Origin of the sequence: Vibrio sp. 10N.222.47.A9, from assembly GCF_963872585.1 — a bacterium.
Taxonomy (GTDB): domain Bacteria; phylum Pseudomonadota; class Gammaproteobacteria; order Enterobacterales; family Vibrionaceae; genus Vibrio; species Vibrio splendidus.
This window is the reverse complement of record NZ_CAWNBB010000020.1, coordinates 1-20,305: the sequence shown is the minus strand read 5'-3', so window position 1 is coordinate 20,305 and position 20,305 is coordinate 1. Positions and strand designations below refer to the sequence as shown.

At 44.8% G+C, this 20,305-nt stretch carries 16 protein-coding genes and 1 pseudogene; 5 read left to right on the top strand and 12 right to left on the bottom strand.

The window, feature by feature from the left end:
- Window positions 1–34 precede the first annotated feature (34 nt).
- The 10 genes and pseudogenes from AACT19_RS03545 to AACT19_RS03500 all read right to left on the bottom strand — a co-directional run.
- Window positions 35–175 (bottom strand): annotated as a pseudogene (locus AACT19_RS03545) (lipid kinase YegS); the annotation flags it as partial.
- An 18-nt stretch (window positions 176–193) separates the two neighbouring features.
- A complete protein-coding gene (locus AACT19_RS03540; RefSeq protein ID WP_004730495.1) occupies window positions 194–1,099 on the bottom strand; it encodes a LysR family transcriptional regulator in 906 nt (301 codons plus the stop codon).
- 78 nt (window positions 1,100–1,177) lie between these two features.
- Window positions 1,178–2,545 (bottom strand): BatD family protein, encoded by a 1,368-nt coding sequence (locus tag AACT19_RS03535; RefSeq protein WP_076645273.1) that lies wholly within the window; start codon window positions 2,543–2,545, stop codon window positions 1,178–1,180.
- Window positions 2,542–4,248 carry a vWA domain-containing protein gene (locus AACT19_RS03530; protein WP_076645271.1) on the bottom strand — a complete coding sequence of 569 codons (1,707 nt, stop codon included), beginning with the start codon at window positions 4,246–4,248 and terminating at the stop codon, window positions 2,542–2,544. The genes AACT19_RS03535 and AACT19_RS03530 overlap by 4 nt, the downstream gene beginning before the upstream one ends.
- Window positions 4,241–5,320, bottom strand: coding sequence for a vWA domain-containing protein (locus AACT19_RS03525; protein ID WP_076645269.1), 1,080 nt, complete (start codon window positions 5,318–5,320; stop codon window positions 4,241–4,243). The genes AACT19_RS03530 and AACT19_RS03525 overlap by 8 nt, the downstream gene beginning before the upstream one ends.
- Window positions 5,313–5,855 (bottom strand): DUF4381 domain-containing protein, encoded by a 543-nt coding sequence (locus tag AACT19_RS03520; protein ID WP_076645267.1) that lies wholly within the window; start codon window positions 5,853–5,855, stop codon window positions 5,313–5,315. The genes AACT19_RS03525 and AACT19_RS03520 overlap by 8 nt, the downstream gene beginning before the upstream one ends.
- Complete coding sequence (locus tag AACT19_RS03515) at window positions 5,856–6,818, bottom strand: DUF58 domain-containing protein (RefSeq protein ID WP_076645265.1); 963 nt, start codon at window positions 6,816–6,818, stop codon at window positions 5,856–5,858.
- Window positions 6,819–6,830: 12 nt separating this feature from the next.
- Window positions 6,831–7,814 (bottom strand): AAA family ATPase, encoded by a 984-nt coding sequence (locus AACT19_RS03510; RefSeq protein ID WP_004730485.1) that lies wholly within the window; start codon window positions 7,812–7,814, stop codon window positions 6,831–6,833.
- A gap of 184 nt (window positions 7,815–7,998) precedes the next feature.
- Window positions 7,999–10,437 (bottom strand): tetratricopeptide repeat protein, encoded by a 2,439-nt coding sequence (locus tag AACT19_RS03505; protein ID WP_076645263.1) that lies wholly within the window; start codon window positions 10,435–10,437, stop codon window positions 7,999–8,001.
- A 208-nt stretch (window positions 10,438–10,645) separates the two neighbouring features.
- Window positions 10,646–12,193 carry an arylsulfatase gene (locus AACT19_RS03500; RefSeq protein ID WP_004730481.1) on the bottom strand — a complete coding sequence of 516 codons (1,548 nt, stop codon included), beginning with the start codon at window positions 12,191–12,193 and terminating at the stop codon, window positions 10,646–10,648.
- Between the two features lie 347 nt (window positions 12,194–12,540).
- Between AACT19_RS03500 and AACT19_RS03495 the strand changes: the two genes are divergently transcribed.
- From AACT19_RS03495 to AACT19_RS03475, 5 genes are all read left to right on the top strand, one after another.
- Window positions 12,541–14,103 carry an arylsulfatase gene (locus AACT19_RS03495; RefSeq protein ID WP_060981438.1) on the top strand — a complete coding sequence of 521 codons (1,563 nt, stop codon included), beginning with the start codon at window positions 12,541–12,543 and terminating at the stop codon, window positions 14,101–14,103.
- Window positions 14,104–14,531: 428 nt separating this feature from the next.
- Complete coding sequence (locus AACT19_RS03490) at window positions 14,532–15,626, top strand: cytochrome-c peroxidase (RefSeq protein WP_076645261.1); 1,095 nt, start codon at window positions 14,532–14,534, stop codon at window positions 15,624–15,626.
- Window positions 15,619–18,045, top strand: a complete 2,427-nt coding sequence (locus AACT19_RS03485; protein WP_076645259.1) for an ATP-binding protein — start codon at window positions 15,619–15,621, stop codon at window positions 18,043–18,045. Before AACT19_RS03490 ends, AACT19_RS03485 begins: the two co-directional genes overlap by 8 nt.
- A gap of 13 nt (window positions 18,046–18,058) precedes the next feature.
- The gene (locus tag AACT19_RS03480) at window positions 18,059–18,487 is read left to right on the top strand and encodes a hypothetical protein (RefSeq protein WP_017080121.1); all 429 of its coding nucleotides are present in this window, start codon (window positions 18,059–18,061) and stop codon (window positions 18,485–18,487) included.
- Window positions 18,488–18,594: 107 nt separating this feature from the next.
- Window positions 18,595–19,266 carry a DUF2057 family protein gene (locus AACT19_RS03475; RefSeq protein WP_076645407.1) on the top strand — a complete coding sequence of 224 codons (672 nt, stop codon included), beginning with the start codon at window positions 18,595–18,597 and terminating at the stop codon, window positions 19,264–19,266.
- Between the two features lie 88 nt (window positions 19,267–19,354).
- On the opposite strand, the gene AACT19_RS03470 is transcribed toward AACT19_RS03475, so the two are convergent.
- Entirely contained in the window at window positions 19,355–19,513 is a 159-nt protein-coding gene (locus AACT19_RS03470) for a hypothetical protein (RefSeq protein ID WP_004730469.1), read from the bottom strand.
- A 164-nt stretch (window positions 19,514–19,677) separates the two neighbouring features.
- Window positions 19,678–20,305 (bottom strand): Crp/Fnr family transcriptional regulator (locus AACT19_RS03465; protein ID WP_076645257.1); only part of this gene is annotated, 628 nt, incomplete at its 5' end.

Here is a 20,305-nt window from a genome sequence, read left to right as displayed (position 1 = left end):
GATTTATGATCAAACAAGGGCTGCCTTCGGGCAGCACCAAGAGAAACATATCTGAAGAGTCCCACATGACTCTAACTTGCAGGTCAATATCCAGCTCCCTTGCAATAAACGCCGCTTACCTCAGCTCAGGGATACTGGCTTTCTTTCCATTTAAAATCGCGCGAATGCTTTCTATAAAAAAGCCCTTTAGAAGCTAACTTGATAACTCTTTTGCTGCCGCTTTGAGCTTAGTGCGCAACCACTTGTGGCTAGGTTCGTTAGTGCGACTGGGGTGCCAAATCATACACATATCGAGGTCTTCCAATTCGAATGGCAAAGGAAGAGTTTTAACGTCATATTTTTCAGAAAAGCAACGCACCGATGACATAGGTAGCACTCCAATGTAATCAGAGCCCTCAATAACAGGCAGCATCTCAACAACGCCAGCAGCTCGATAGACTATTCTACGTTTTTCAAGGTCACTGTAGTGTTCAGAACTCAATAAGCTTCTACGTGCATGCCATCTTGAAACAACCACATGATCAAGTGATAAAAACTGTTCCATATCGATAGTGTCACCAATCGTGGGATGGTCTTTACGACACACCACCACCAGTTCCTCTTTAGAGATCACCTCATGCTTGAGCATGGTTCTTCCTCTTGGCGTCATATCGATAATGACATCATGTCTTTGCAGCCTTAAATCAGACTCGTAATCTTCCGTAAATAGAGGATGAACTTCTAATGCGATACCAGGTGCGACTTGACTGATTAACTGCATGACTCTTGGCATCATTTCATAACTCGCTGCGGAAACGCAGGCAATTGAAAACACACGGCCAGAGGTTTTAGGGTCAAAATCTCTTGATGCGGATAAGGTAGAAGTAAAGTTTTTAAGCGCAGCAGCCATTGCTGGATAGATATCGATAGCGAATGTGGTTGGCTCTACGCCAGAAGTAGTTCGATGAAACAGTGGCTCGTCATAGATATCTCTCAACCTTGCAAGCGCTTTGCTCACAGCTGGCTGGCTTATATCCATGCGATTAGCAGCCCTAGATAAGTTCTGCTCTTCATAAATAGCGACAAATATAGGAATTAGATTGAGTTCGGTACTTTTCATACAGTTCCATATTAAAGAAGCAGGTTCCCTATAGTAGAGAACCTGCCGATTTTGTTCGATGCGAATAACTAAAGTTTGCTACTTAGTTCTATCTTTTAAGTCTGGCAAGGCTTTAGGGATTTTCAAGCGGTCGAAAATTGAACGAGAATTGCTTGAGTTTGATTTATCACTGGGTAATTTACGTAAGCTTTTCCATAAACGAGTAAATACGTTTTTGTCTTCACGCCCTTGTTGGAGGGATTCACTGTCTTCTAGCCAACGCTTTTGTCCATTCAATTTACCAAGTTGTGCTTTATCCAGCTCTAGCTGAGAGGTTTCGTTTCGTAATTGACGATAGATAAAGGTTCTTAATGCAGGCCAATTACCTTGCTTAAGTAAACGACGTAGTACCAACCAACCTGGTGTTGGGCGGTTCGCATAATAACGTTTAACAGAAACAAAGCACGCCACACTGAACAACAGTGCCAGACCAACGCTAATAAACACTGACATGTAAGCCTTGATGAAAGATTGGACTGTGTGTTTGGCTTCAAACACATTCCCTTTTATCACCACGGTTTCAAGGCGTTGATTCTTGCTGTCCCACCACTGAAATGAAAACTCTGGCAACGTAAATTCACCGCCCTGCTGAATAACATAAACCGTCTCCTCAATTCGACTGGAACGGTAGTTACCACGATCTTGAGTATCATCTAAACGATTAGGCTGCGGGTAAGCTTGGTATTGCTGGGTCGATTCATTGTTCAACACGTCCGGCAGTAAAACAGACAAACTGTCTTTGGCCTTGATGGTTACCGTTCGAGTAATGGCATCGCCTACTTTTAAGTTTTCACTCGAGCGTTGCCATTGTTGCTCTATATCTACTTCTGTTGCAGAAAACCAAGGCGATTCATTATCAAGTAAACCTGAAGGCAACGAAGCTTCAAACTTAATTGGCTGCGTGTAAAGCGTGCCGCCAACGTTAGAACCATCAGGTGCAGAAACTTGGATGCGAACCGGCACGGTTGGAATGACAAACTCGCCAGAAGTCATCGGATAAAGTGTCACTTCCCAACGCTGGCGTGACCATGTAGTGCCATTGACCCGTTCCGTGTAGTTAGTTGCGAGTTGGTTACGCTGTTTAGCAATCACGTTAGGGATTTCGATACTGCCGATTCGAGTCCCTCCCGTTAACCAGCGCGGCGTCGCCACCTCAATGTTCAGAATCACCTGCTCATTTACGCTCACTTTAGTCGGCGTTATCTTATCGCCTGACTTTGGCTTTTCTCCTACCCAAGCGATAAGCTCAACGTCACCACTTTTTTGGAGGTCGAAGATATCGGCAGCAGAAGCAACAAAAGGAAAAAACCAACTCAATATAAGAGTCATCGACAGTAACCACTTACGGGTTCTGAATCGCACTCTCTTTGATTGAATGACTTCAAGAGCTAAATCATATCGACTCATTGCGTTTGCTCCTGTTTTGGTGTCTGTTCGATAGAAGGCGCAGGATCTCTTAACTGAATTTGGAATTTGGATTTCAAGAAGAACTTAGGATCGGCTTCTACTCGCTTCAACCACTTGTCGGCAAGCTCTTGGCTACCCAAAATTTCATTGGCATTAAGCGTTTCTTTAAGCATCAATTCTGCGACCGTTTCTTCTTCAGCGCCATCACCCGTTCGCGGCTGATCGTCTTCGAGTTCTAAAGACTCTTCAGGGCCATCTGTAGTTCCGGACTGGCTTTCACTGGTTCGGTTTACCTCTTCGACAATTCCACTAAGCACAGCAAGATTGTTTTCGACATCCGTTCTTAGTTCTGGTGACAGATCCTCTTTCTCGCTTAATGATTTCAAAAGGTCTCGCGCCGCAAGATATTCACGCTGTCTGGCTAACGCACTCGCCGCGTTGTATAAACCAAGGTCAGTTTTGGTTTGCAGGAATGCACTGTGAGCGAGCTTAAAATCACGAGCATAGTAGTAAGCCGCACCTTTTCTCATGGGGTCGGTGAAATGTTTTGCCGCTTCAAGGTATTCTTTCTGGTTCAACAGGCGTTGACCTTGCTGATCGGGCGTTAACCATAAGTCCCACCACCATTGAGCTGTTTTGTCCCAAGCCGTAACCGACTCCACCACAACTGGTTTCTCAGCGGTTAAGTTGACGGTTTTCGCCAAAATGCTTGGTGAATACAGGCTGCCCGAAATCACTAGACCAACGACACACCACTGCACCAACCAGCCTTTTCTGAACCACAACAACATGATAATCGCCATTGGGATAAGCAAGCCATAGCCCATGTCTTTCCAAGGCATTGAAGATTCGCCGTTGAGCTGCATGTTTCTTTCAACCGCTCTGTTCAGTTGTTGGATATCCGAATCATCAACGGTCACCTCAACCACTCGTCCGCCCGTCTTGCTCGCTAAGCTACGTAATGAATCGAGATCGACTGGATTATCACTCACCACATTGCTATTTCCTGCGGCGAGAATGAGCAACTGATATGGATTGTCGTTAAAGAAACTCTCGTACGCCCTAATGGTGCTTGGGTTTACACCATCTGATACCAGCAGTACAGAAGAGCCTAACTCACCAGACAGTTGTTGATTAATCAATGGCAGTGCTTCTTCTGCTGACTTACCTGATACCGGCATGATATCGGGTGTGATAGCCGCTAGAAACGGTTCGAATACCTTGCTGTCTTGAGTAACGGGCATCGCGACGTGTGCGCTGCCTGCGTAAATCACTAAGCCCGTATTACCGCCTTTCCGAGCTGCTAATAAGTCTCTAATCGTCTGCTTAGATCGTTCCAAGCGACTCGGTGGTAAGTCTTTAGCGAGCATAGATTCACTGTTATCAAGCACAACCAACATCGACGCTTTGTCTTCACCAAAAGGCGAAGCCTCACGCTGCCATGTTGGGCCAGAACAGATAATGATGGCGATAGTTACAATCACCACCAATAGCTTCAATGGCAGCTGCTTACGCCAGCCTGTTTCGCCAATCGTCAATGCATCACGTAAGTGTGCAGGTAGAATGTCTTTCCACGTTGGTTTGGTCTCTTCTCTCCAACGAACCCATAGCAGGAAGAACATCGGAATAAAGGCCAACAACCACAAAGGTCGGATAAAATGAAACTGGGTAAAGAACTGTTGCAGAGTGAGAGAATCAGGCATCATCCTCTCCTTTCAATTTTTTAGTTTTAGAATTCAAAAGCGACCTTCTACGCAAAGTCGCCAGACTAAAGGCAGTCAGATACATCACAACAACAATCGCCATTAAGTAATGGTGCAGCCCCTGTTTAGGACGATAAGTGGTACTTTCATATAACTGTGGTTCTAGTTCACCGATTTGAGCGTAGGCTTTGGTCAGTTCGTCGCGGTTAAGCGCCTCAAAGGCTTCGCCACCAGACTCTTGAGCCACTCGTTTGATGGTTTCCATATCCAAAGCCACTTCACCAACGGTTTGTGGGTCACCCATCGCGATCACGTGAATACGAACGCCTTTCGCCTTCGCCACTTTGGCGGCATCAATCGGTTCAACAAAGCTTCCCGTATCATTACCGTCGGTTAGTACGATCACGACCTTCTCTTTTTCGTTGGCATCAACACTTGAATCTTGAACGGCAACACTTTGCTTTTCGCTTTGTTCAAACACCTTAATCGCCAAGCCAATTGCATCACCTAAGTGCGTGCTTTGCCCTGCCATAGCGACATCGGTTTGATTAAGCAGTTCAAGCCACACATCTTGGTCAGCTGTAAACGGTGTTTGTACAAACGCTGCATCACCAAAAAGAATCAAACCGAGTCGATCCCCTTTTCGGGTAGTCGCAAAATCAGCCAGCACTTCTTTGGTCGCGTCCAAACGAGATATTTTATCGCCCCGCTTAGAGGTAAAGTCTTGTTCTGCCATTGAGCCAGATAAATCGACCACTACCATCACATCACGACCTAATTGTTCGCGAACTTGCGGCTCACCAAGAATGGTTGGTTTAGCGAGCGCGCACACCACTAATGCCCAAGTAATAATGAGCGTGGTTCGTTGCCACCAGCTTGGTGTTAGCTGGCTTGCCCCTTCAGACGGCGCTTCACCAATAGCTTCAACCAATTCATTGAAAAATGGCACCTTGATGGCCATTTGCTTAGTTCGATAAGCTGGCACGGCAAAGTAGACCAACAACGGCAAAGGCAGCGCGATAAACCACAGTGGGTGCGCGAATTCAAAGCTGGCAGATAAACTATCAAACATTATCTTGCCCCTCTGGTTTCGCTTGTACATCTGGTTTATGAAGTTTTAGCCACATCATCGCGGTTTGGATCACCTCTAAACGCTGTTCAAAACTCAAACGCACATTAGGGTCAATTAGGCTTTGCATCCATAATTCCGAAACTTCATCGGCAAAGAACGCATTGCTGTTTTCACTTGTGTTAGCGCGACCAGGCAGATAAGCGTTTAGACGGTTTACATAGGCTTGTCCAAACAGCTTTGCATTACTGCTGTCTAGGTAACGAAGTACCACTTTCAGTACTTTGAAGGTTCGTTCTGTTGAATTTTTGTCTCGTGCATCCAATACCATGAGCTCTTGAAGCGCTTCTTTGCGATAACGGTTATTCCACCATTTCTGCGCCAAACGATAAGCCAGATAGATAGCGACCAATAACAGAATAACGCCAAGGATCTTCCAGCCGATCGTTTGAGGAGCCCAGCTCACACTGTCAGGAATCGCTACATCGTGCAGTTCGCGGAGGATATAGGTACTTGGGGGAGTATGTTCAACAGCCATTTAGCGCCCTCCCACTAGCTTCTGAAGCTGTGATATGTGATTGCCCGACGTGTCTAATTCTATATAAGGGAGGTTTTTCATCGCCATCAATTTAGCAAGGGACTGTTTCTGAAGTGCCGCTTTCTGAGCAAGACTTTCACTCGCGAGGTTTACCTTAGATTGGCTATCCAGATTAAGTTGAAAACGACCATCACCCACCACCCAGTTTGCGCTTGCAAGATCTTGAGGCAATGACTGTTCTAATGGGTCGGTGACCATAATGGCCAAGATATCGTTGTGTTGCTGTAACTGCTTTAGTCGATCGAGATGTTGTTCTCGGCAGTCTCGCCAGTCACTAATGAATATCAAGGTTGATTGCTTGAGTCTCATTCGTTTGATCAGTTCAATCCACTGACTAAAACCAACACCCTCGCTGTCACTCACACTCACGTCTAAGCTTTGATTAGCCTTGGTAAGATGCTTTAACTGAGCCAGTAAATCAGACTGTGAACGCTGCGCTTTGGTATGAAACAGTTTTTGGTGTGAGGCTAAAACGAAGCCGACACGGTCACCATCTTTTAGCACTCGCCACCCACACAGTGCCGCCACTTCGGCAGCCACAACGGATTTCATGATGTTTTGAGAAGCAAAAAACATCGAACTGCGCTGATCGACACAGATCATCACATTACGGTCTTTCTCTTCGGTGTAACTGCGAACATGCGGCTTCCCCGTTCGCATGGTGACTTTCCAATCGAGATTACGGATATCATCACCCAATTGGTAATGACGTAATTCTTCGAAGTTCAAACCACGACCACGGAACAAAGAGTTATGTCTGCCCGAAAGCACGCTGCCCGCTTTTAAATGAGGTAACAGTGAAAATGACTCAGCTTGAGCCTGAATTCGCACTAACCTTGAATAGTCACAGTACAGTCGAGGATCAAGGCCTTGTGGTTTGGGAGCTTGTGTTGGCTTCGCCATGACGCCCCCTAGTTATCCGATCTCAACATTATCAAGCAGTTCTTCAACCACTCTTTGATGGTCAACACCATCGGCCAATGCATCGTAAGACAATGAGAATCGGTGACCTAATACGGTTGGCAACATGGCACGCACATCGTCTAACGTGACGTGGTCACGCCCTTGCAGCCACGCATAAGCGCGAGCACATTTATCCAATGAAATAGATGCACGAGGGCTTGAACCAATTTCAATCCATTTCGATAAGTCTGATTCTGGATAACGCTCAGGTTTACGAGTCGCCATTACCAAAGCCACAATGTAGTTCTCTACTAAATCGGAAACGGCAATGTCTGGAAGTTGGCGGCGCGCTTCAAGCACTAATTCAGGTTCAATATGCTGTGGCGTGACTAATTCCGAACTCGTCTCGCTACCGAGTTCCTCACTGCGCACAAGTCGAATGATGTCGCGTTCAGCTTCATCTTCTGGATAGTCGACCGTGACTTTCATAATGAAACGGTCCATCTGTGCTTCAGGCAGTGGATACGTACCTTCTTGCTCGACTGGGTTTTGCGTAGCGAGCACCATGAATAGATCAGGTAGGATATGAGTTTGACCACCCACCGTAATCGTTCCTTCCGCCATGGCTTCAAGCAGAGCCGCTTGTACCTTTGCAGGAGCACGGTTCACTTCATCGGCTAAAACAATACTGTTGAAAATAGGACCCGGTTGAAAGTGCAACTGAGGCTTTCCATCAAGCTCTTGATACACTTCTGTACCGGTTACATCTGATGGCAGCAGGTCAGGCGTAAACTGAATTCGACCAAAACTGGTGTTCAGTAGGTTCGCCAGCGATTTCACTGAACGAGTTTTCGCTGTACCGGGAAGTCCCTCTAAAAGCACATGCCCATTAGTCAATAACCCTATCACCAGAGCCCGAACGACGTGGCTCTGACCGATAACACTTTTCTCTGTTTGTTCAATCAGTTGGTTAATTGCTTGTTGCGCATGGTTCATAGGTCTTCCCTTAATTCAATCTGGCTGCGTACATCCTACTCACAAGCCCCATAACTATTAGTTATACACGTGATAATTGTTCATCAGCGCGATAAGTTATAAACGTGATAATTGCTCATAAGCGCGATAATTAGTTACAAGCGGAATAAGCAGCAAGCAAAATAGCCAAGCTCACCTTATCGCTTTATTTAAACTTAGCTCTCAATTGGTTAATGGCCTCCGGCGGTGCCACTTTGCTCAGTGATGAAATACATTGCTCAAACGCCTTTGGTACGCCCGGTATATGGCTGTTTCGCGCCAACACTTCACACTGGGCATACAAGTGCTGTGGGTTACGGCTAAATTGGTAAGCCTTGTGCAGTGATTGACTTGCCGCAAGCACATCAGATTTCTCCAAAGCCAATCCGTACACATACCAATATTGTGGGTCGGTTTGCGCAGTTTCAGCGGCTTGTTTAAGGTAGTCCGTTGCTTGTTCGTAATCTTTCACGCGAAGCAGAGATAACCCTGTGCTGTATGGCAATACACTCGATTTAGGCTGAGCTTCAATACCTTGCTTCAACGTCGACAACGCTTTTGCTTCGTTACCTTGCGCTCGATACAAATCCGCCAAGTTGGCGTAGCTGTTTTCGAAGTAAGGCTCAATCTCGATAGCACCTTGATAGAACTCAATCGCTTTATCGTGCTGACCTAGATCGCGGTAAACGTTGCCTAGGTTAGTTCGTCCAAATCCTCTATCGGCATTAAATTGCTGTATCTCAATGTACTCTTCCAATGCAGGCTTGATTTGATCTTTCTGCAGAGGGTTCATTTCTCCCCAATAACGTACCAATGCACCTGCGGTTTCTGAACGAATCGACAATACAGGGTCTTTCAGTAGCGGCTCTAGAATTTGCCAACGGTCAGTGAATGGGAAACCAGACGAGCCTTGCACAACGCCCAAACGGATCATTTCATCATCATGTTTCACCGCTCTTGCTAGCGAGATAAGCGTATTCTTACCCGTATTGCCGCCTAAACGTTCTAAGCTCGATGCACGAATGATATTGCTTAAGCTGGAGTCCTGAGCCGAGTATGCCAACGCATCCTCTGCCCCTCTGTGCCCTATTGAGTCAGCATAAAAGGCAACGGCAAAGTGCTGCTGATTACGATACTTGGAATCTGGGAACCACTCACCGATTTGCTTATCTGCCCACTGGTCGGTTTGATCTTCATGACAGCTAGTACACACGTTTGGTGTTTTAATGTGTTGGCTAATATCAGGACGTGGGATGTGCCAACTGTGGTCGCGTCTTGGGTCGACCTCCATGTAAGTCGTCTCAGGCATGTGACAAGTGGTACATTGTGAAGCTTCGGTATTCGCCTCGTGGAAGGTGTGCTTTTCAGGCGTGTACTCTGATGCAATGTGACATTGGCTACACACCGCTTCTTCGGCAATTTTTAGTTCAGCGGTATGGGGATCGTGACAGTTAGTACATGTGACGCCTTTTTCAGCCATCACTGATTGCAAGAAAGATCCGTAAACGTAATCTTCATCGTAGATTTGACCATCGTTATGGTAAAGCTCAGGAGTAATCAAGCTCAAACGATACTTATCGAAGAATAAACCGTTCACGTGGTCACCCGTTTCATTTAACTGAGTACGTCGGCTGTGGCATTGAGCACAGGTTTGAACTTGGTTGGTATGGATGATGTCTTTTGGTTGTAGGGTTGAGTTGCCCTCTTGGTAGATCCATTCTTTCACCGATTTCGACAAGTCGCGATCAAAGCCATAATGCGCGGAGGCTTGAACATCCTTTTCGCCGTTGGCTTTTGCTGACTGCTCTTTGGTTAATTGAGCTTTTGCTAACTGGGCCTGCTCAACGTGCTCGCTTGCAGGCCCATGACAGGCTTCACAACCGACATTAATCTCAGACCAAGTAGTGTTGTAGGTATTACTTGCGCTGTCGTAGTTCTTTTCTAGGTTCGTTGAATGGCAATCAGCACACATGAAGTTCCAGTTTTGACCGCTATTGGTCCAGTAGAATTCATCAGTGTTGGTGGTATCCGGGTAGAGGTTAAACCAGCGTTGACCGCCTTCGCCCTCAGTGCGAGAGTCCCAAGCGAAAGGAATCAACTGTACTCGACCGTCTTCAAACTCAACCATGTACTGTTGTAATGGTTCAAAGGCAAAGGTATAGCTGATTTTGTAATCTTTGAATTGCCCGTCTGGGCCTTCGATATTGACCCAGAACTCTTCACCCTTGCGAAAAAATCGGTTGGGTTTACCGCCATGAGTGACCGTTTGATCGTTGAAATCGCCTAATACAGATTCATCTGTAGCGTGTTTCATCGCCATGTCATGATGAGAGCCCTGCCACGCTTCGACTTCTTCACTATGACAATCAACACAAGCTTCCGATCCGACATAGGTGGCTTTAGAGCCGATAGGTAAAACATCAGAGCTAGCGTGTGAAGCTACAGAACTGAGCTTTGAAGCCTCAGTGTTGCTATTAGGATCTTGCTCGTTGGCATAGGTGCTCAAACTGAACAGCGACAACATAAGTGGAGACAAGATTACGGATAATACTGCGACTCTCTGGTGTTTCAATCCGTTCACTAGCGAGCACAACCATGCAGACATAACATTCCTTGTTTTTATACATCCTTATGCTTACTAAGGTAGACGTAAAAACGACTAAAATACAATTATTTAGTGGCAATGAGCACGATAGTTGTGATTCATATTCACGACCAGGATTTACTCATCGATATGCGCATAAAAAAAAGAGCTCCTAGGAGCTCTTTGTGTTTTCAGTTTCATCAAGCTATCAGTTTCAATAAACCAAAGCTTACTTATTATGGTTCTCTTGAAGTTTCTCCATAACCTGATCCAAGCTAAAGCTTGCTGCTTTTTGGCGTGGTGGGTATTCGGCAAACGTTTCTAAGAACTCGCCTACATACGCTTGCGCAGGAACGAACATATAAGCATGGTCTAACAACCAGTCATAATAGGTATTCGAAGTAATATCTGCGTTTTCGTATGGGTCCATACGCAGGTTAAACAGCTTAGGAAGACGTAACGTCACGAACGGTTCTGACCAAATCTGCATGGTACCCGTAGCACGTTGCTCCATGAACACCGCTTTCCATTGGTTGTAACGAAGCGCCGCTAAATCGCCATCATCGGTAAAGTAGAAGATCTCTGAACGACGGCCTTTTTCTTCTTCACCCGTTAGGTAAGGAAGGAAGTTATAACCATCTAAATGAACCTTAAACGTTTTATCACCTGCGGTATGACCTTTCAGCAATTTCTCTTTGATTTGGTCATCACCAGCAGCGGCAACGAAGGTTGGCATCCAGTCCATGTGGTGCATGATTTCATTGGATACGGTTCCAGGTTCAATCTTACCAGGCCAACGGACCATTGCTGGTACACGGTATGCGCCTTCCCAGTTGGTGTTTTTCTCACCACGGAACGGGGTTGTACCCGCATCTGGCCAAGAGTTCATGTGTGGGCCGTTATCCGTTGAATAGAAAACAATCGTGTTGTCTTTGATTCCCAACTCATCCACTTGCTTCAATAGTTGCCCAACGTGTCGATCGTGCTCAACCATACCATCAGCGTAGTTACCGACACCGGTCACACCTTTACTATCGGCTTTCACGTGCGTTCTAAAGTGCATACGTGTTGCGTTCCACCAAACGAAGAATGGCTTGTCCGCTTTCACTGCGCGATCCATGAAATCAAGTGCCGCGTCTAGTGTTTCTTCATCGACCGTTTCCATACGCTTGCGCGTCAGTGGACCCGTATCTTCAATCTTGCCATCAGCGAATGACTTAATAACACCACGCGGACCGAACTTCTTACGAAACTCAGGATCGGTTGGGTAATCTTCATTCTCTGGTTCTTCTTCAGCATTCAGGTGGTAAAGGTTGCCAAAAAATTCGTCAAACCCGTGTGCTGTTGGAAGGAATTCATCTTTATCGCCAAGGTGGTTTTTACCAAATTGACCTGTCATGTAACCCATAGGTTTCAGCATTTCTGCGATTGTCGCGTCTTCCGCTTGCAAGCCAATGTCTGCGCCCGGCAAGCCTACTTTACTCAAACCCGTTCGTAATACACTTTGTCCCGTAATAAAGGTAGAGCGACCCGCAGTACACGATTGTTCAGCGTAATAATCGGTAAACATCATCCCTTCTTTGGCGATGCTATCAATATTAGGCGTTTTGTAACCCATTAAACCAAAGGTGTATGCACTAACATTAGACTGTCCAATATCATCTCCCCAAATCACGAGAATATTTGGCTTTTCAGCTGCGAATGTGGTGGTGGAAGCCGCCATCATCGCCGTACCCAAAATCGCTAAACGACGTTTAACGCCATATTTCGCTGTCATAGAAACCTCTTCGTAAGTTATTTGCATCCTGCCCTACAACGTATAGTCCATTTTTTAAGCATGCGCGAGGTTCGCTAAGCTATTAATCTTTTTGTCATTTTTTATTCAGATACAGGTGCAGGAGTTATCGATAAGGTTTACGGCGACAAACATGATAAAGATCACACATGTTATCTAAGGGTTTCTGGTAACCATCATCCTAAATTCAATTTAATCAGCAAGTTAACCATGCATCATAACGATTGGTTATAAGCACTATAAAAGGACGTAACGGAATTTTGAGAATAACATTTGCTCATCGATGCGTTGTTCTAACGCATTAATCTTAAAAGTGAATCGGAGTCCTTATGGGTACTAAAATTAATAAACTAGCATTAGGTGTTGGCTTATTAGCAGCTTCTTCAGCGGCAACAGCAGCAGAAAAACCAAACATTCTTGCTATCTGGGGTGATGACATTGGTGTATTCAACATCAGTGCATACAACAACGGTATGATGGGTTACGAAACACCTAACATCGACCGTATTGCTAACGAAGGCGCACTATTTACTGACCACTACGGTCAACAATCGTGTACTGCTGGTCGTGCTGCATTCCTAACAGGTCAAGAACCTTTCCGTACTGGTCTATTGACTATCGGCATGCCAGGTTCGGACCACGGTATCCCTGATTGGGCTCCAACGATCGCAGACCTTCTTAAAGAACAAGGCTACATGACAGCTCAGTTCGGTAAGAACCACATGGGTGACCAAGACAAACACCTTCCAACGAACCACGGTTTTGACCAGTTCTTCGGTAACCTGTACCACCTAAACGCGGAAGAAGAGCCAGAGACATACTACTACCCTAAAGACCCTGAGTTCCGTAAGAACTTTGGCCCTCGTGGTGTAATCAAATCGACTTCTGACGGTAAGATTGAAGATACAGGCCCAATGACGCGTAAGCGTATGGAGCATGCGGATGAAGAGTTCCTAGAAGAATCTCTAGCCTTCATGGAAAAAGCAGTAAAAGCTGACAAACCATTCTTCATTTGGCACAACACCACTCGTATGCACGTGTGGACTCGTCTACAAGAAAAATACCAAGGCGCATCGGGTATCAGCATCTACGCTGATGGCATGTTAGAGCACGATGACCAAGTGGGTATCCTTTTAGACAAGCTTGATGAGCTTAAAATCGCAGACAACACTATCGTCATCTACTCGACCGATAACGGTGCAGAAACGGTATCTTGGCCTGATGGTGGTGCTACTTACTTCCACGGTGAAAAAGGTACAACTTACGAAGGCGGTATGCGTGTTCCTCAACTAGTTCGCTGGCCTGGTACTATCAAACCGGGAACTAAGATCAACGATATCATGGGACACCAAGACTGGATCCCTACTCTACTAGCAGCCGCTGGTGATGATAAAGTGGTCGAGAAACTTGCGTCTGATAAAGGTGCAACTTACAACGGTAAAAACTGGCGTGTTCACCTAGATGGTTACAACTTCCTACCTTACTTCCAAGGCAAAGAAGAGAAAGGCCCTCGTGACAGCATGCTTTACTTCTCTGCTAACGCTGAGCTAAACGCAGTTCGTTGGAATGACTTCAAGATTTCGTTCGCAGTAATGGACGGTAACATTGTTGATGCAGTTCGCTTCCAACCAAACTGGCCTCAAGTTGTTCATCTACGTGCTGACCCATTCGAAAAAGCACCACACGAATCGGGCATGTACCTACGCTGGATGGCAGACAACATGTGGTTATTCGTACCAGTAGGCGGCAAAGTACAAGAGTTCATGAACACGCTACCTGACTACCCAATGCAGAATAGCCAAGTACTGAACCCTGGTAACTTCAACCAAAATGCTTACATGCTTCAAGGTAAACTTAAGCAACTAGAAGCGGCAGCAGCTCAAGCTAAATAAGCCCCTCTAGACCATGTAATTCAAGCAGTTTAGAAAGTACATGATGTAATACCAAAGCCGTGGTCACTCTATGCAGTTACCACGGCTTTTCTACGTCTGGCACTTGTTTTCTGTATCTGCATAAGTATCTGCATAAGTATCTGTATCTTAAAAATCCGAGTTTTATACAACAAGGTCTTTTCGAATTGACCGTTAGGTCACTAACTTACCCTACGTAACGCGTTGTTTCTAACGATCCCTATTCCTTGTCATTCAACGATTCAATGACTTCATCTTGCTCCTATCCTCTTGTTACACCATCTTCTTGCAACATTACCAATATAAAACTAAGTTTATAAATATGCACCTCTCATCCACAGGGTGAATAAGGTTTAAATCAGAAGGATTCTGACTTGCCAAAATTATCTAAACTAGATGGAACTAATACTATGAAAACGCCATATTTAGCAGTAATAAGCATCACTGTCATTTGCGTTTCAATAGGCCTACTGGTTTATGACGCCGCTTCTTTAAAGATGCACGCCTCATTTAAGCACCAAGAAAATCACTCTCATGCAAACGACCATGATGATTCATACTCTTCAGAACACGACTCAAATACAGACTCACAAGATGCCCAACAAGCGGCATTTCCAGATCAACAAATATTCCCAATTCCAGATTCGACCGAGATTAACAATGAACTTGCCAAGATAGGTTGGGCGCTATTCAAAGACCCTAACTTATCGTCGAACCGAAGTGTCAGCTGTGAAAGTTGTCATAGTCTACAAACCAATGGCGCTGAAGTGATTCCTGTTTCCATTGGCGTAAATGGAGCAGGAATGCGAAATTCACTCACCGTTTTTAACGCTGCCTTTAACTACCGATTTTTTTGGGATGGTCGGGTGAATAACCTTGGCGATCAAATCGATGGTCCAGTACACAACGTTGACGAAATGGATTCAAACTGGAAACACATTACGGACTATGTATCTCAATCGGAGACTTACATCAGCCTATTCAAAGAACAATCGACAACCATCAACGAAGCTTCGATTAAGGCTGCACTTATTGAGTTCATGCAAGGGCTAACCACGCCTGATTCTCCTTTCGACCAGTACTTGCGAGGCGATCATTCAGCGTTGTCTGATAAGGCCAAGCGAGGCTGGGAGGCCTTTCAAGAACAAGGCTGCATTCGTTGTCACCAAGGTACCAATATTGGTGGAGGCATGGTGATGCGATTTGGCTATTTTGGAATATCAAAAACGGGCTCAGAACGAAGTGAAGACCAAGGTCGATTTATGTTTACAGGACAACCACAAGACAAGCACCTCTTCCGTGTCGCCAGTTTAAGAAACGTGGCGATCACTGCCCCCTATTTTCATGATGGTCAAACTGAAACGTTAGAGGAAGCCATCAAAATCATGGGTGAAAGCCAACTCGGTAAAACGTTTGAAAAGCAAACCATTAGTGAGATTAAAACATTTCTAGAAACCTTAACGGGTAGCCGCCCTCAGATGTTAGTGGAGTTTGAAAATGAATAAAATCAGACTCATCTTTTTGCTGTTTTTCTCGCTATTCTTGGCGTTGGTTAGCTTAATTATATTGACCTATTCTGAACACGGGAAAGTATCGGAATATGGAGAATCTGTTCGAGAGCTGGAGCATGAAGTTTTAGAAATGCGCGATCAGATAACCAACGCTGCTCTCGCTGACATTTCGAACCCTTACCAAATATCGGCTGATTTAGTCAGACTAGAAATAGAACTGCAAGAGCTCAAGGATAGCTATAAGGGGGAAAGCATCCACTCAACGTTCTTTCAAGACTTACAAACCACCCAATTACTTGAGCGTTTCCACAAGGCCTCGATAGCCAATGTCGATACGCTCGACAAGCTCGTCGGGTTGAGTGTCGCTCGTCAGTTCATACTGCAATCCCTAACGTTGCAACTCATTGATAGTCATTCAGCAAACCATCGAGAAGCAGCAAGGGGACATGATTCAGAAAAACTAAATGTTCTCTCTACACCGGAGCTCAACATTCAAAGTGAGTTACTTGCTAGCGTGTTATTTTCAGGGAGCCAAATTCAACATCAAGAGATTAGATCAGAGTTGGCGGACCTGTCTGAAACGTTCGCTGAACTCAATCAGCAACAAAAGGTACTGTTCTCTCAAGTTCTTTCGGTGCATAACATGGAGTATCTTGAGCAAATTGAACATCAATTCACCGACCTTCAAGACCAACTAGAAGGCGTGATTGTCAAACTTATCATCACACTCGCGCTATTAACCTTCGCTTTCTCGTTCGCCATCTTTATCTTCCGAGTCTTTGAATTAAAACGAAACAACTTTGCCTATCAAGAAGCCGCAGACAAAGCAGAAAAAGCCAACGAAGCGAAGTCCTTATTCCTTGCCACCATGAGTCACGAGTTAAGAACGCCGATGAATGGCGTACTAGGAATAGCTCAAATAATCAAAGAGGATTCGCAAAGCGCCGATACTCGCCAACAAGCACAGATCATCATCGATTCAGGCCAGCATCTTGTCACCATATTGAATGATATTCTTGACTTTTCTAAGGTTGAGCAAGGAAAAATGGAGCTTGAATATAGCCCTTTCTCAGTGGCAGACGTGGTGACACATCTTGATAAAACCTTGACGCCTCTTGCAGAAGACAAAGGCCTCGCTTTTACCATTAAAGATAACATCCCTACCCATATTCAGTTGATTGGTGACTCTGCACGTACACGTCAGATCCTATTTAATTTAGCAGGTAATGCCGTCAAATTTACTGAGTCAGGAAAGGTTGAAGTGGAATTCTTGATTGCACCAACCACCCCACCAAGCGTGAATATCTTAGTGACTGATACAGGTATTGGCATCGCAGAAGACAAGACCGACCATATATTCACGGCATTTGAACAAGCCGAGCTCTCAACGACCCGTAAGTTTGGTGGGACAGGATTAGGGCTTTCCATTGTTAAGCAGTTAGTCGAACTGATGGGAGGCACCATCACGGTTACCAGCCGGCTTAATTTTGGCACTCGATTTACTATCTCGCTTCCGCTTGAAATGCACGAACTTGAAGAACAAGTCATCGATCAAACGCCAACCAAAACCAATAAGACTCTCGATGACTTCTCAGTATTGTTAGTCGAAGACAACAAGATCAACGCAATGGTGATTAGGAAGTTCTGTGAATCTATCAACTTAACGGTTGAGAACGCCTACGACGGTTTACAAGCCTTAGATAAATTAGTTTCAAACCAATATGACCTGATCATCATGGATAACCACATGCCTAACATGAGCGGCATTGAGGCAATTCAAAAAATCCGTAACGAACTCAAGCTGACTACCGTAGTTTTTGCATGCACAGCAGACGTATTTAAAGAAGCACACGATGAATTTATCATGTCAGGGGCTGATTTTGTTCTCACCAAACCATTACAGAAAAACAGCTTACAAAACGCTATCAATGAGTTTCATGACCAATTTGAGGGTAACCGACATAACTTGGCTAACGAACATAACCTTTTAACCAAAGGTGCAAGCAACATCACCATGTTAACGCGTCATCCCCAAAATAAACTGCCACTCACAGAAGAAGAACTGTCGCGTAGCCAATTCTTAGCTAACGATGAGCTCAAATCAGACGAAAAGCTCAAATGCTTAACGTCTCTCGTTGATGAGCTAGAAAACGAAATCGATGAGTTGATAGAGCTATTTTCGGACGCTAAACAGGATGACCTCTCCAGAACATTGAAGGCGGTTAAAGAGATTGCCGCAAGATATGAAATGAACGAAGTGCTTGAACTCGCGAGCTCAGCCGAACAGATAGCCGATCAACACATCATGCCCGAAGCAGAATTGCTTCAACAACTGATCAATCGATTGATGGTCAATAGTCACCAAGCCACTCGATTGATACACAAACTCCACCAGCAACGCAAAATTGGGTAAAGGAAGGTATCACATGATATGGAATTTGAACTTACCTAGCACCGGTCCACATTTGTTCTTGGCTCTTGGTGCAACCATCATTTTTGTGGTCGACTATCATGTACCTTTGGGCATTGCTATGGCCGTTCCCTACGTTACGATAGTATTGCTGGCGGCAACAACGAAAGATCCAACCTCCACAGTCATGTGGGCTATCACCTGCACCTTGCTTACGCTCATTGGCTACTACCTATCTAGTACGGGCAGTGAAACCTGGTTCGTCGCCTTCAACCGAGTGATTACGATTTATGCCATTTGGGTATCTGCTCTCGTTCCTATGTATATCACTCTGCAGTCGCTTCGAAGCGCTCAAGAGAGCGATTTAGATAATCCAGAAGAGAAAACGTTGAGGCCACACCATAATACGAACGAAAAAAACACGTTTCGTACGTTCAAGAATTAGGCTTAGGTTAAGTTTCGGTGAATTTTACCAAATCGAGACAAGGTAACTTGAAATACTTCGTTCTGCATGAGATTGTAATTTAACTATCCATAAACAACTGTATGATTATGAAAACATTACAATCCATCGCGCTGCTTTCCACAATTATCGTAGCACCAAACGTGTTAGCTGACGTGACAATTGAAGTTCCTTCTAGCGCAGATGCGTTAGTCGAAGTCTTAGCTGTAAATGAGGCTAAGCCTGATCTTGACGGTGGCTTTTTCTCTTCGAGCAAAACGATCACCGTTCCAGATGGTGTGAACCAAATCGTTTTCAAATATCAACTCGCTTTTAGCCAAGGTAACGACCGCGAGTTTGTCGATAGCGACACCATTATTGCTACTTTTGACGCGGCAGACACAGCATTGACGTTCGATATGCCGAAGTTCCGTAACACCAACGAAGCGAAAAAAGGCCTTCAAAACTTAGATTGGAAACTGGTTGATGAAAACCAAAACGCAATCAGTGTTAAGCAAGACAAGCTAGTAAAAGATGGCATGCAGATTGGTCGTAAATACCCTCAAGAAGCTAGAGAATACAACCAAAAAGGCGGCATCGCAGCACTTACAGTAGGTGCTAGTGCTAGCGCGGGCGCAGCGGCTGCTGTAGTACAACCCGTAACGCTTCCAGCAAAGATTGACGGAAATGCGGCGAATACAGCTGAAGAAATGTTGTATTTCTGGTACGAAAAAGCGGATGCTGAAACGAAGCAGAAATTCAAAGACTACGTGAACAAGTAGCTCAATGGTCTTAATTTAAAAACGAAAGAAGCTGGCGCACTGCCAGCTTCTTTTTTGTCTTCATCTAGATGATTTAGGCTTATATAGATTAAGCAGACTCAGTCGATAACACTTTTCCATCTACTTTTGTTGGCCACCCTAGCGCTTTGTATTCTGCAGCCAGTAAGTGCGCACAGCGGCTAGAAACCGTTGTTTTAATCCAATCACCAAGCCCCAATACTTTATATTCTAATACAGCCATTTTCATAACAATTCTATTCCGCTCTAATTCAATTTATAAATCTAGACTGAACATTATAGATGTTCTCTTGTAATGTATGTTCCTAAAAGAACACTGTGCATAATTTTTTGAAATATCTAATAAACACTGAAAATCTAGTAATCCAAACGTTAGCTCGTAGTGTTAAAGATTCATGCCTTAATTTCAGCAACAGGATCTCGTATCATCAAATTCATCGGTGAAATATGCTCATACAAGCCCTTAACATCGGTGATAAACACCTTTCCTCTTTGTATCTTAACCAAGCCTTGCTGCTCTATCCCTTTAAGAACTTCGTTTAGCCTAGGCCTTGATATGCCCGTTATCGAACTCAATTGAATTTGTGAAATATTAATGCTGACGGTTGCCCCCGCGATATTGGTCTGGCGTGCCGCAAGTTCCAACAAGACGTAAATGGTTTTCTGCTCTTTTTTATGAATCGAGGATAAGTAAGCCTGCATCCAAATAGATTGCGCTTTGGTTCCACAGTGAAGTAGCCATTTGTAAACCATGCATTTCCGCTCTGCGAGCTCTAATACCTTGCTTGCAGGAAAAAGTACCATAGTGATAGGCTCGACTTCTTCTGCCACTGCAAAGAGGTTGTAGTCAGCATGTATAGACAAAGCACCCATCCAATCTCCCCTTCCAATAACACCACCAGATAAGCTTTTCATGTTTTCTGTAGAAAAACAGATTCCAGCGGAGCCACTTAAAATATAAAAGACACCGGGCAAATTCTGAAACTTTTTTGTAATCTCAAAGGGCTTTGTTGCGTAATTC